Below are 12957 nucleotides of genomic sequence, written 5' to 3' on the forward strand. Positions count from 1 at the left end.
CCCCACGCCCCGGCGCGACCGGCACCTGCGCCCCGTTCGTGCGTTGTTCCCCGCAATTCGACTTTTGTGCGCGCGCAACAATGGCGATGCCTCGCGCCCGGCGCCCTGCGGGAACCCGTCTCCCGCTCGGCACCGGGCGCGACGGTCTTCAAAAACCACATCTCTCGAGGACATACCATGCAACTCCAATCCCATCCCGCGTGCCGCCCGTTTTACGAAGCCGGCGAACTCACGCAACTGACTGCCTTTTACGAAGAAGGACGTAATGTCATGTGGATGATGCTGCGATCGGAGCCGCGGCCGTGCTTCAACCAGCAACTCGTTACCGACATCATCCATCTCGCACGCGTCGCACGCGACTCGGGCCTGCCGTTCGACTTCTGGGTGACGGGCTCGCTCGTCCCCGAGCTGTTCAACGTCGGCGGCGACCTGAGCTTCTTCGTCGATGCGATCCGCAGCGGCAAGCGCGACCTGCTAATGGCCTACGCGCGCTCGTGCATCGACGGCGTGTACGAGATCTACACGGGCTTCGGCACCGGGGCGATCTCGATCGCGATGGTCGAGGGCAGCGCGCTCGGCGGCGGCTTCGAGGCCGCGCTCGCGCATCACTACGTGCTCGCGCAGAAGGGCGTGAAGCTCGGGTTCCCCGAGATCGCGTTCAACCTGTTCCCGGGCATGGGCGGCTATTCGCTCGTCGCGCGCAAGGCCGATCGGGGCCTCGCGGAGCAACTGATCGCGACCGGCGAAGCGCACGCATCGGAGTGGTATGAGGATCGCGGCCTGATCGACCAGACGTTCGACGCGGGTGACGCGTATCTCGCGACGCGTACCTTCATCGACGTGACGAAGCCGAAGCTGAACGGCGTGCGCGCGATGCTGCGGGCACGCGAGCGGGTGTTCCAGCTGTCGCGCTCCGAGCTGATGGACATCACGGAAGCATGGGTGCATGCGGCGTTCACGATCGAGCCGAAGGATCTCGCGTACATGGAACGCCTCGTGATGCTGCAGAACCGGCGCGTGTCGAAGCTGCGCACGGTGTAGTGCGACGGGCGCCGCCTGCGGGCGGCGCCCTTTCATGAACGGCGCTCAGGCGATCAGCCTGAGCTTTCTCGTTTCCGCGAGCCACGCCTCGAACGCCTGTGCCGGCATCGGGCGCGCGTAGTAGTAGCCCTGCGCGTGATCGACGTCGAGCTGCTTGAGGAACTCGGCTTCCGCATGCGTTTCGACACCTTCGGCGATCACCGCGAAATTCAGCGCCTTCGCGAGCGACACGACCGAGCGCACCAGCGCCTGCGAGCGCGGATTGCGGTCGATGGCCGTGATGAAGGTGCGGTCGAGCTTGATCGCGTCGAGCGGCAGGCGCGACAACTGCGACAGCGACGAATAACCGGTGCCGAAATCGTCGAGATGGATCTCCGCGCCGAGCTGGCGGAACTGGCGCATCAGCCCGTTGGCCGCCTCCTCGTCCTCGATGAAGCAGCTCTCGGTCAGCTCGATGTCGAGCAGGCCGGGCTTCAGGCCCGCGGCGTCGAGGATCGACGCCATCTGGTGCACGATGTTCATGTCCTGCAACTGCCGCGCGGACACGTTCACCGCGATCCGGATACCGAGCCCCTTCGCCTTCCACGCGGCGGCCTGCGCGGCCGCGGTGCGCATCACCCAGCGCCCGAGCGGCGCGATCAGGCCCGACTCCTCCGCGAAGCGGATGAATTCGATCGGCGCGACGAGCCCGCGATCGGGCGACTGCCAGCGGATCAGCGCCTCGACGCCATGCACGTCGCCGGTCGCGATATCGACGACCGGCTGGTAGTGCAGCACGAACTGCTCCTCTTCGAGCGCCTTGCGCAGGTTCGTGTCGAGCCACATGTACTTCGCGACCTTCTGGTTCATCTCCAGCGAGAACACGCGGTACGTATGCTTGCCCTCTTCCTTCGCGACGTACATCGCGGTATCCGCGCTGCGGATCAGCGTCTCGAGCGAGTCGCCGTGCTGCGGATGCATCGCGATGCCGATCGAGCAGCTCGTGTAGACCTCCATCAGCCCGAGATGGATCGGCGTGCGCAGCCGCTCGAGGATGATCTGCGCGGTCGCTTCGAGCAGCGGCCGCGTGCCGTGCTCGAACAGCACGAGGAATTCGTCGCCGCCGAGCCGCGCGAGCGTCGCGCCGGACGGCAGGCAGCCGCTGATGATCGCCGACACGTCCTGCAGCAGCCGGTCGCCGGTGATGTGCCCGTAGTGATCGTTGACGCGCTTGAAGTTGTCGAGATCGAGGAACAGGATGCCGACCTGACCGCGCGTCGCGGCGGTTTCGGCGGCGATCGCCGCGTGGATGCGCTCGCTGATCGCATGGCGGTTCGGCAGCCCGGTGAGCACGTCGGTGTTCGCGAGTTCGGTGAGCCGCTGCTGCGCGCTGCGCTCCTCGGTGATGTCGATGCCCGAGCAGATCAGGAACTGCTCGTCGACCCCGCTGCCGCTCTGGACGAACTTGTTGCGGAACTGGAACAGGCGCGGCCCGTTGACCGTATTGATGTAGCGCTCGACCGCGAACGAGTGGTTGCTCGCGAAAAAGCCGGTGATGTTGCTGCGCGACTGCGCGCCCTGCTCCGGGCTCATGAACAGCTCGAACGCGCTGCGGCCGATCACGTCGACCTCGCGCTTGCCCGTCACTTCCTCGCACAGGCGGTTGAAGCGCTGCACCATCCCGTTGCGGTCGAGGATCACGACGAGCGAGTTCACCTCCGACACGACCTGCTCGGCGAACGCGAGCCCGTGCGCGAGATCGACCGCGACGGACTCGGCATCGGAATAGGCGGAGGCCGTGCCAGCCCAGTTGGTCGTGTCGACCTTCCGGCCGACGAGGTGGAGCCTGACCGGTTCGCCGTACAGCGCGATGTCGAGCACGAGGTGCGACGTGACGCCAGTCAGCGCGCGGATGCTCGCGGCCTGTTCGGCCGTCAGCGCGACGGCGACGTTGGTCAGGCCGCGGACGGCCGCCAGTTCAAGTGCATTGCTGTCGCTGCCGAGACGCCAGCAGGGGCTGCGCGTACCGACGTGCGCCTCGAGCACCGCGCTATCGTTTTCGTCATCCATGGAGACGCCCCGATCCAGAAAAAACGCACAGTGTAGACGGAGGCGAGTCGGCCGACCGCCCCTCCGGGCCGCGCAGCGCGCTCCCGGAAAGGCAACCGTGGTTGCCGTGATGATGGGCCTCGTCCCGTACTTGTTTCCAGCTAATGCGACCCGGCGTTCGCGCGTGATGCGCGCAGGTTGTGCCTAACGAATGATGAGAGCCATCTTATCAAATGACGATCGAGAATGGCACTCACATTTAGAGCAGAGTGTCAAGGAATTGGGACTCGATTGGCAAGCCGGATTTTTCATGATTGGCAGCCCGTCTGAACGCGGGTGCGGCGGTGCGCAACGCGCCTGGCGCGACAGGCTGAACGCCCCGCCGGGCGGGCGTTTGCGGTCGATTCCGGGGTACGGCGGCAACGCTGCGGCGGGATCGTGGCGACAGGGTCGGATCGCGTTCCTGCGACCCGGTTTTCCGTATTTTTTGATTCCGTTCGGGCATTAATGCACGGCTTTATTCCACAGTCCGTTGCAATGTTATCCGCGCGCCGGCGCGGGGGCCCGCGCCGGTCGCCCACGCCGGTCGCCCGGCTCAGCCCGCCGCGCCGTATCCGCCGCCGCCCGGGGTTTCGACGACGAACACGTCGCCCGGCGCCATCTGCGCACGGCCGATATGCTCGAGCGCCTCGACCGTGCCGTCCGCGCGCTCGATCGAGTTGCGGCCGAGGGCGCCGGCCTCGCCGCCCGCCGCGCCGAACGGCGCGTGGATCCGGTTGTTCGACAGGATCGACGCGGTCATCGGCTCGAGGAAGCGGATCCGCCGCACCGCGCCGTCGCCGCCGCGCCAGCGGCCGCCGCCGCCCGACCCAGCGCGGATCCGGTGCGAATCGAGCCGCACCGGGTAGCGCCATTCCAGCACCTCCGGATCGGTGAGCCGCGAGTTCGTCATGTGCGTCTGCACCGCGCCGACGCCCGCGAAGCCGTCGCCGGCACCGCTGCCGCCCGCAATCGTCTCGTAGTACTGGTAGCGATCGTTGCCGAATGTGAAGTTATTCATCGTTCCCTGGCTCGACGCAACGCAGCCGAGCGCGCCGTACAGCGCGTTGGTGATGGCCGACGACGTCTCGACGTTGCCCGACACGACCGCCGCCGGATACTCGGGATTCAGCATCGAACGGGCCGGCACGATCACCGTGAGCGGCTTCAGGCAGCCGGCATTCAACGGGATGTCGTCGCCGACCAGCGTGCGGAACACGTACAGCACGGCGGCCATGCACACGGCCTTCGGCGCGTTGAAGTTGTTGTCGAGCTGCGCGGACGTGCCCGTGAAGTCGATTTCCGCGCGCCGCGCAGCCCGGTCGACGCGGATCGCGACGCGAATCTCCGCGCCGTTGTCGAGCGGGTAGCGGTACGCGCCGTCCTGCAGCGCGCCGATCACGCGCCGCACCGCTTCTTCCGCGTTGTCCTGCACGTGCCCCATGAACGCGAGCACGACGTCGCGGCCGAACTGCGCGACCATCCGGCGCAGCTCGTCGACGCCCTTCTGGTTCGCGGCGACCTGCGCGCGCAGGTCGGCCATGTTCTGCTCGACGTTGCGCGCCGGGTAGCGGCCCGACGCGAGCAGCGCGCGGGTTTCCGCATCGCGCAGCGTGCCGGCCGACACAAGCTGCCAGTTGTCGATCAGCACGCCTTCCTCGTCGATATGCGTCGAATCGGGCGGCATCGAGCCCGGTGTCGTGCCGCCGATGTCCGCGTGGTGGCCGCGCGAGCCGACGTAGAACAGCGGCGCGTCCGAACCGTCCGCGAACACCGGCGTGATGACGGTCACGTCCGGCAGGTGCGTGCCGCCGTGATACGGATCGTTCAGCATGAACACGTCGCCGTCGCGCATGCGGCCGCGGTTGCGCTCGATCACCGTGCGGATGCTCTCGCCCATCGAGCCCAGGTGCACCGGCATGTGCGGCGCGTTCGCGATCAGGTTGCCGTCGCCGTCGAAGATCGCGCACGAGAAGTCGAGCCGCTCCTTGATGTTCACCGAGTACGCGGTGTTCTGCAGCCGCAGCCCCATCTGCTCGGCGATCGACATGAACAGGTTGTTGAAGATCTCGAGCCGCACCGGGTCGGCGTCGGTGCCGAGCGAGCGGCGCGTCGGCAGCGGCGTCGTACGTGTCAGCACGAGGTTGCCCTGCGCGGTCATCTGCGCGCGCCAGCCGGGCTCGACGACGGTCGTGCCGTTCTGTTCCGCGACGATCGCCGGGCCGTCGATCGCGTCGCCGGCCAGCAGCGTGTCGCGCACGTAGAGCGCCGCGTCGTGCCATTGGCCGCCGGAATAAAAGCGCACCGTGGAATGCGCGCGCAGTACGTCAGAGTCGCTGCCGTCGCCGCGCGGCGCGAGCGGGGCGATCTCCACCGGCGCGTCGGAGCGGCCGATCGCCTCGACCGACGCGAGTTCGGCCACCAGCGGCGTGCCGGGCATCAGGAACGCGTAGCGCTGCCGGTACGCGGCCTCGAATGCCTGCTGCATCGCGGCGACGCTGCCGGCCGGCACGTCGAGCGTCGAATCGGTGCCCTGGTAGCGCAGGTGCACGCGGCGCTCGATCGCGATCCGCGCCTGCGGCACGCCCTGTTCGAGCAACGCGCCGACGGCCTCGTCGGCCAGCCGGTCGAGCGCCGCGTTCAGCGCCGGCAGCGACGCGTCGGACAACACCGCCTCGACCGCCCGCTCGCGCATCGCGGTCTGGTCGGCGAGGCCCATCCCGTATGCGGACAGCACGCCCGCGAGCGGGTGCGCGAACACCTGCGTCATCCCGAGCGCGTCGGCCACGCCGCACGCATGCTGGCCGCCCGCGCCGCCGAACGTCGTCAGCACGTAGCGCGACACGTCGTGGCCGCGCTGCACCGAGATCTTCTTGATCGCGTTCGCCATGCTGCCGATCGCGATTTCCAGGAAACCTTCGGCGAGCGCCTCGGGCGTCTCGCGCCGCCCGGTCGCCGCGTGGATCTCGTCGGCGAGCGCGGCGAACTTCGCGACCACGCCGTCGCGGTCGAGCGGTTCGTCCGCGTGCGGGCCGAACACGCGCGGGAAATGATCGGGCTGGATCTTGCCGAGCATCACGTTGCAGTCGGTCACCGTCAGCGGGCCGCCGCGCCGGTACGCGGCCGGCCCCGGGTTCGCGCCGGCCGACTCGGGCCCGACGCGCAGCCGCGCGCCGTCGAAGCCGAGCACCGAGCCGCCGCCGGCGGCCACCGTGTGGATGCTCATCATCGGCGCGCGCATCCGCACGCCGGCCACCTGCGTCTCGAACACGCGCTCGAACTCGCCGTGGTAATGCGACACGTCCGTCGACGTGCCGCCCATGTCGAAGCCGATCACGCGCTCGAAGCCGGCCGCCTGCGCGGCGCGCACCATCCCGACGATGCCGCCGGCCGGGCCCGACAGGATCGCGTCCTTGCCCTGGAACGCATCGGCACGCGTGAGGCCGCCGCTGCTCTGCATGAACTGCAGGTTCACGCCCGGCATCTCGTGCGCGACCTGCTCGACATAACGACGCAGGATCGGCGACAGGTACGCGTCGACGACGGTCGTGTCGCCGCGCGACACCATCTTCATCAGCGGCGACACCTCGTGCGACACCGATACCTGCGTGAAGCCGATCCGGCGCGCCAGCGCGGCCAGCGCGCGTTCGTGCGCGGTGTAGCGATAGCCGTGGATCAGCACGATCGCGAGCGCGCGCACGCCCGAGTCGTACACGCGGCGCAGCGACGCTTCGGCCTGCTCCGCGTCGAGCGGCACGACGACGTCGCCGTGCGCGCCGACGCGCTCGTCGATCTCGACGACGGTTTCGTACAGCGCGTCGGGCAGCACGATGTCGAGATCGAACAGGCGCGGCCGGTTCTGGTACGCGATGCGCAGCACGTCGCGAAAGCCGCGCGTCGTCGCGAGCGCGGTGCGTTCGCCCTTGCGTTCGAGCAGCGCGTTGGTCGCGACCGTCGTGCCCATCTTCACCATGTCGACGCGCTCGGGCGTGATCGGCTCGCCGGCCGCGAGGCCCAGCAGGTGGCGAATCCCGGCCACGGCCGCGTCGCGATACTGCTCGGGGTTCTCCGACAGCAGCTTGTGCGTGACGAGCGTGCCGTCGGGCCGGCGCGCGACGATGTCGGTGAACGTGCCGCCGCGGTCGATCCAGAATTGCCAGCGCGCGGCGTCGGAAGAAACTGGGATGTTGTGTCGGTCAGTCATGATGTCGGGTCGATGCGTCGTGAAATCGAGGGACGAGCGCCGCCGCACGGCGCGCGCGGCGCGCCATGTCACGGGGGCGATGAAAGGGGGAGGACAACGCGGGGCGGACCGCCCCGCCGGTTCAGGCGGCGTCGAGTTCGCGGCCGCGTGTCTCGGGCAGCGTCAGCGCGGCGACGATCACCACGCCGTATGCGGCGACCGCGAAGATGCCGATGCTCATGCCGAGCCCGTATTGCTTCGACAGCGCGCCGATCAGGAACGGGAACAGCGCACCGATCGCGCGGCCCACGTTGTAGCAGAAGCCCTGGCCGGAGCCGCGCACGCGCGTCGGGAACAATTCGGTGAGGAATGCGCCCATCCCCGAGAAGATGCCCGATGCGAAGAAGCCGAGCGGGAAACCGAGCCACAGCATCGACGCGTTGGTCAGGTTCAGCGACGTGTACGCGAACGCGATCACCATCGAGCCGAGCGCGAACAGGATGAAGTTCGGCTTGCGGCCGAGGCGGTCGGTCAGGTACGCGCTCGTCAGGTAGCCGACCCACGAGCCGAAGATGATCATCGCCAGATAACCGCCGGTGCCCATCACCGTGAGGTGGCGCTCGGTCTTCAGGAAGGTCGGCAGCCACGTCGTGATCGCGTAGTAGCCGCCCTGCGCACCGGTCGTCAGCAGCGCCGCGCGCAGCGTCGTCGTGATCAGCTTCGGCGCGAAGATCTCGGTGAGGCGCGGCGCGTCGGCCACTTTCGCCTGCGCGGCCTTCTCCTTCTCGTAGACGTCCGGCTCCTTCACGTAGCGGCGGATCGCGACGACCAGCAGTGCCGGTGCGAGCCCGACGAGGAACAGCGCGCGCCACGCCTGCTCGGCGGGCAGCACCGAGAACAGCAGCGCATACAGCAGCGCGCACAGCCCCCAGCCGATCGCCCAGCCCGACTGCACGAGGCCGACCGCCTTGCCGCGGTCGCGCGCGCGGATCACTTCGCCGATCAGCACGGCGCCGGCCGTCCATTCGCCGCCGAAGCCGAAGCCCATCAGCGCGCGCGCGGCGAGCAGCTGATGGTAGTTCTGCGCGAGCCCGCACAACGCGGTGAACACGGCGAACCACAGCACCGTGAGCTGCAGTGTGCGCACGCGGCCGATCCGGTCGGACAGGATGCCGGCGATCCAGCCGCCGGCCGCCGACGCGAGCAGCGTGACCGTGCCGATGAAGCCCGCATCCGCGAACGAGATGCCCCAGGTCGCGACGAGCGTCGGGATCACGAACGACAGCATCTGCGTGTCCATCCCGTCGAGCATGTAGCCGACCTTGCAGCTCCAGAACGCGCGGCGCTCGCGCAGCTGCGCGTCGCCGTACCACGAGAACAGGCCGTTGCGCTCGGGGCTCGCGGGCTCCGCGGCGCTCGCCGCGAGGGTCTTGCTTTCCATGGTGATGCTCCTGTCGTGATGCGCCGTCAAACGGCGGTCGTGCGTGCGGTATGTGGTGCGGTATGTCGTGCGATATGTGGTGCGGGCCGTCGTCGCCCCGGATCAGAATACGGCCAGCGACGCGTTCGTGATGTCGGTCATCAGCATGTGGCCGGGCGTGTGCGCGATCGCGATCGGCAGCTTCGCGTCCATCAGCGCGGTTTGCGGCGTCACGCCGCACGCCCAGAACACCGGCAGCTCGCCGTCGCGGATCGTCACCGCGTCGCCGAATTCGGGCGCGTTCAGGTCGGCGATGCCCAGTTCGCGCGGATCGCCGAGATGGATCGGCGCGCCGTGCACGCCCGGAAACCGGCTCGTGACCTGCACCGCGCGGATCGCGTCGGCGCCGCGCATCGGCCGCATCGACACGACGAGCTGGCCACCGAAGATGCCCGCCCGGCGGTTCGGGATCGACGTGCGGTACATCGGCACGTTGCGCCCCTCCTCGACGTGGCGCAGGCCGATCCCTTCACGGGCCAGCATGTCCTCGAACGAGAACGAGCAGCCGATCGCGAACACGACGAAATCGTCGCGCCACAGCGCTTCCAGCGATTCGACGCGCTCGGTCAGGCGGCCGTCGCGGTAGACGTTGTAGCTCGGCACGTCGGTGCGGATGTCGAGATCCTCGCCGAGCGCGTCGACCCGGAACGCGCCCGGTTCGCCGACACCCAGCAGCGGGCAGGCTTTCGGGTTCGCCTGGCAGAAGCGCAGGAAATCGTGCGCGTACGCATCGGGCAGGATCGCGAGGTTCGCTTGCGCGTACGGACCGCAATGGCCCGCGGTCGGGCCGCGGAATGCGCCGCGGCGCACGGACTGGCGGAATTCGGAAGGCGTCATGAGGTTCTGTCGCTTGTCGGTGTGTCGTCGGGATGACGATGCCGTGTCATCGGATACGGCGAAGAATAGAAAAGAAAAAATTTTGTCGCCAACGAGTTTTTTTGCGCTGCGTGTATAGAATTTCTTAACAGATCTTCGGGTTTTCCCCGGCTCCGTTCACTTTTCCTCACCGGCAAAGTGCGCATCCACGCTCCGTCCGACCGCCATGAACACGCGTTTTCTCGAAACCTTCGTCACGCTCGCGAAGTTGCGCAACTTCCGCACGACGGCCGCCGCGCTGCATGCGACGCCGGCCGCGATCTCGCAGCGCCTGAAGGCGCTCGAGGACGAATTGCAGACGGTACTCGTCGACCGCGACAGCCGCGAGTTCCGGCTCACGCCGAACGGCGAATACCTGCTCGGCTACGCGAAAGCCGTGGTCGAGGCGACGCAGGAACTGCTGGCCGCCGCGTCCGGCGAAAGTGCGCTGCGCGGGAAGCTGCGGCTCGGCGTGATCGAGACCGTCGTGCACAGCTGGCTGCCGCACTACATGCGGCGGCTGGCGGCCGACTATCCGCAGCTGGAAATCGACCTGACCGTCGACGTCAGCGTCGTGCTGCAGCGCCGGCTGATGGCCGGCGAGCTCGACCTGATCATCCGCGTGGAAGGCAGCGACGAAGCGTCGGTCGTGTGCGACGCGCTCGCGAACTATCCGGTGCGCTGGATCGCGCGGGCGGGGCTGCTGCCGAATACGCGCTCGGGCCTCGCGAGGCAGGTGTTGCGCCAGCCGATTCTCACGTATGGGCGCGGTACGGCGCCCCACCGCGCGCTCGAGGATATCGTCCGTACCCTTGCGCATGCGCACGGCGTGCCGCTGTCGGACACGCGCATCACCGGGTCGCCTTCCATCTCCGTGATCGTTCAGCTCGTGCGCGACGGTTTCGGCGTCGCGGCGATTCCGGTGCTGTTCGTCGATGCGCTGATCGAGAGCGGCGAAGTCGTCGAGCTGCCGCTGCAGCCGTCACCGCCGTCGATCGTCGTGTCGATGTCGCGGCGGGCGGATGCGCCGAGGTTCGTGCACGGCGCGTCGATTGCGGCGCGGGTCGCGTGTCATGAGTATTGCGAGAAGAGCAAGCGCCTGCTGGTCGAAGCGCTTTGATGCGGCTCGGGCCGGCGGGTGGCGAGGCCCGGCACCCGGCGCGCATTCGACATCGCCGCGATCGTGATCGAAACCAGCGATCAGTGGCCGTCCGTATCGGACGTCTGGTGGATCCTGTTCGATATGAACAGGCGGTTCGCGTGCGGGTTCCCGCAGGACGCCGAAGGCGCGAAAGCGGCGATCGACCGGCTGCTCGACCTGCCTGGCGTCGATCACCGCAAGGTCATCGACGCGCAGACGTCGGCCCGGAACGCGACGTTCCCGATCCGGGAGCGCGCGGCACCGGCGAAGCCGAAAGACGGCGAAGCGCACCACATCGACTGAACCCGCGCCACGACAAAGTTGCAGGGCGCTGCCACGAAAACACATGACCGCGCCCCTTTCATCCGACATCAGCCGGGCATCACCTGCCTCAGTGCGACCAGCCCCGCTCCGTACCCGGCGCGAACTCGATACCCCGCAACACTTCCGCAAACTTCGCAGTCCGCAGCACGGCGAACTGCTCGTGTGCGGCGGTCGTCGCGCTCGTGTTCTTCAGCACGTCACGCACGGCAACCAGCCGGTTCGGATCGGCTCCGACGTCGCCGTTGCCGCTGACCGTCGACGTCACCGCCCAGATCGTCACCGTACCGTCGCGTTCGACGCGGCCCGTCAGGTTGCGCAGGCCGGCCGTCGCCGGTGCCCACGGCAGGCCCGTCGCCGGATTGTTGCCCGCCGGGTAGCCGGCGACCGAATACGGCTGACCGAGGTTCAACCCGTTCTGCAGCGTGTAGGCGAGCTTCCACTGCTTCGCGCCCGCGTCATAGACCCACTTCTGCAGGCCCGCCGTCGTCTGCGCGGCCGCATGCGCGTACAGGTCCGCGCCGCCCGTGTAGCCGTCGCCTTCATCCGCGACATAGAGCGTGTTCGCATCGGCGAACCAGATCCCGAACGGGTAAGCAAGCGTCGTCGCGGTCTTGTTCGGCGTGGCCGGGAAACCGGCCAGCACGCACATGTTGTTCGGCAGGCCGGCCGTCTGCAGCGTGGCCGCGTTGTACGCGAGCGGCGCCGTCGGCAGCACGGCCTTCGGCGACGGCACGCCGACGCCCGACGGACATGCGGTGCCGGTCGTATCGACGAAGTACACGGTGTTCACGCCGTTACCGCCGCTGCCCTTCGTGTAGTACACGACGTTGTCGTGCACCGCGATGCCGCGGAAGTTGTCGTCCTTGCCGATCTTGTCGGCCTTCGCGCCGAGTTCCGTGACCGAGAAGCTCGCGAGCGGCGTCGGCACGCCCGGATCCTGCTGCGCTTCGTGATGCTTCGCGCCGTCGATGAACTGCGCGCCCGCGCCGAGGATCACGTTGGCCGGCTGCGGGTTCGAGCCGTTGCCGGCGTTGCCCGACGTGTAGTAAACCTCGCGGCCGTCGCGATTGTTCAGGATCGCCGCGCGGCCGTTGTTGCCGCTGTACGCATTCGTCTCGGTGAAGCGGAAGTGCCCGTGGCGATCGACGCGCGCGATCGCGCGATAGAAGTTCTGACCGTCCGGGTTCGTCGTATCGACGGCAAGCGGCGTGTTCGAGTTCGACACGTCGATCGCGTTGACGGGTGCGACGTAACCCATGAACGTCAGATAGCTGCCGTCGAGGGACAGGTGCAGCCCGAGTTCCGACTTCGAGCTGAAGCTCGTCACCATCTGGTCGTGCGCGAAGCCTTTCTGCAGGCTGTTCGGCACTTCGAGCGTGCTGACGACGCCGCCGGCCGGCGTGATCTGGTCGAGGAAGATGCGCGACGTGATGCCGAAGCTGCCGTCGTAGCGGTCGTTGTTCCACACGTACGGATAGGTGCCGTCGTTCGGCGCGCCGCCAGCCGTGCCGCAACCGCCGGTGGTCTTCGCGCAGTTCGGCGGCAGGATCGCGCCGGGCTGGACGTTGCCCGACACGTTGTCGTACACGCTGCGGCTGAGCACCAGGAAGCCCGGCACGAAACCCGGCGCAAAACGGCTGTCGCCGTCGTTGTCTTGCGGGGCGGCCTGCGCGCCGATGCTCGCGGCAATCAGCGTCAGTGCGACGACAGGAACGGTACGATCGCGCAGCGCGCGGCGGCGCTTCGCTGACAAGGCGAAATTCGGCATGGACAAGGCTCCGTACGACATCGAGTGAGGACGTTGTGGGTGGACAGACTGACGACGTGAAGCCCCGCCACCTTAGAAGCTGTTGCGAAATTAATCAG

Annotated in this window: 8 protein-coding genes; 3 read left to right on the forward strand and 5 right to left on the reverse strand. The window is 68.1% G+C overall.

Annotated elements, in window-relative coordinates:
- Positions 1 to 177: 177 nt before the first annotated feature.
- The gene (locus VK92_RS38175) at positions 178 to 1041 is read left to right on the forward strand and encodes a crotonase/enoyl-CoA hydratase family protein (protein ID WP_021161677.1); all 864 of its coding nucleotides are present in this window, start codon (positions 178 to 180) and stop codon (positions 1039 to 1041) included.
- 45 nt (positions 1042 to 1086) lie between these two features.
- Here the strand turns inward: VK92_RS38175 and pdeR are convergent, their stop codons facing one another.
- The 4 genes from pdeR to VK92_RS38195 form a co-directional block, all read right to left on the reverse strand.
- The gene (gene pdeR, locus VK92_RS38180; protein WP_048024380.1) at positions 1087 to 3090 is read right to left on the reverse strand and encodes a cyclic di-GMP phosphodiesterase; all 2004 of its coding nucleotides are present in this window, start codon (positions 3088 to 3090) and stop codon (positions 1087 to 1089) included.
- Positions 3091 to 3664: 574 nt separating this feature from the next.
- Positions 3665 to 7312 carry a hydantoinase B/oxoprolinase family protein gene (locus tag VK92_RS38185; RefSeq protein ID WP_048024382.1) on the reverse strand — a complete coding sequence of 1216 codons (3648 nt, stop codon included), beginning with the start codon at positions 7310 to 7312 and terminating at the stop codon, positions 3665 to 3667.
- Positions 7313 to 7433: 121 nt separating this feature from the next.
- Positions 7434 to 8732: an MFS transporter gene (locus VK92_RS38190; RefSeq protein WP_048024378.1), complete on the reverse strand. Its 1299-nt coding sequence runs from the start codon at positions 8730 to 8732 to the stop codon at positions 7434 to 7436.
- A gap of 102 nt (positions 8733 to 8834) precedes the next feature.
- The gene (locus tag VK92_RS38195) at positions 8835 to 9608 is read right to left on the reverse strand and encodes a putative hydro-lyase (protein ID WP_021161673.1); all 774 of its coding nucleotides are present in this window, start codon (positions 9606 to 9608) and stop codon (positions 8835 to 8837) included.
- A gap of 205 nt (positions 9609 to 9813) precedes the next feature.
- Here VK92_RS38195 and VK92_RS38200 point away from each other — a divergent pair, with 205 nt between their 5' ends.
- Together VK92_RS38200 and VK92_RS38205 are read left to right on the forward strand one after the other, a co-directional pair.
- On the forward strand, positions 9814 to 10746 hold the full coding sequence (locus VK92_RS38200; RefSeq protein WP_048024376.1) for a LysR family transcriptional regulator: 933 nt from the start codon (positions 9814 to 9816) through the stop codon (positions 10744 to 10746).
- Positions 10747 to 10809: 63 nt separating this feature from the next.
- On the forward strand, positions 10810 to 11070 hold the full coding sequence (locus tag VK92_RS38205; protein ID WP_231600625.1) for a hypothetical protein: 261 nt from the start codon (positions 10810 to 10812) through the stop codon (positions 11068 to 11070).
- An 88-nt stretch (positions 11071 to 11158) separates the two neighbouring features.
- Here VK92_RS38205 and VK92_RS38210 read toward each other — a convergent pair whose 3' ends face one another.
- The gene (locus VK92_RS38210) at positions 11159 to 12859 is read right to left on the reverse strand and encodes a hypothetical protein (RefSeq protein ID WP_048024372.1); all 1701 of its coding nucleotides are present in this window, start codon (positions 12857 to 12859) and stop codon (positions 11159 to 11161) included.
- Positions 12860 to 12957: the final 98 nt, after the last annotated feature.

The sequence above is a fragment of the Burkholderia sp. LK4 genome (assembly GCF_001043615.1).
Taxonomy (GTDB): Bacteria; Pseudomonadota; Gammaproteobacteria; order Burkholderiales; family Burkholderiaceae; genus Burkholderia; species Burkholderia cepacia.

Coding starts and splice junctions, on each gene's coding strand:
- VK92_RS38195 (WP_021161673.1), bottom strand. CDS start 9,608: ATGACGCCTTCCGAATTCCGCCAGTCCGTGCGCCGCGGCGCATTCCGC.
- pdeR (WP_048024380.1), bottom strand. CDS start 3,090: ATGGATGACGAAAACGATAGCGCGGTGCTCGAGGCGCACGTCGGTACG.
- VK92_RS38210 (WP_048024372.1), bottom strand. CDS start 12,859: ATGCCGAATTTCGCCTTGTCAGCGAAGCGCCGCCGCGCGCTGCGCGAT.
- VK92_RS38200 (WP_048024376.1), top strand. CDS start 9,814: ATGAACACGCGTTTTCTCGAAACCTTCGTCACGCTCGCGAAGTTGCGC.
- VK92_RS38185 (WP_048024382.1), bottom strand. CDS start 7,312: ATGACTGACCGACACAACATCCCAGTTTCTTCCGACGCCGCGCGCTGG.
- VK92_RS38190 (WP_048024378.1), bottom strand. CDS start 8,732: ATGGAAAGCAAGACCCTCGCGGCGAGCGCCGCGGAGCCCGCGAGCCCC.
- VK92_RS38175 (WP_021161677.1), top strand. CDS start 178: ATGCAACTCCAATCCCATCCCGCGTGCCGCCCGTTTTACGAAGCCGGC.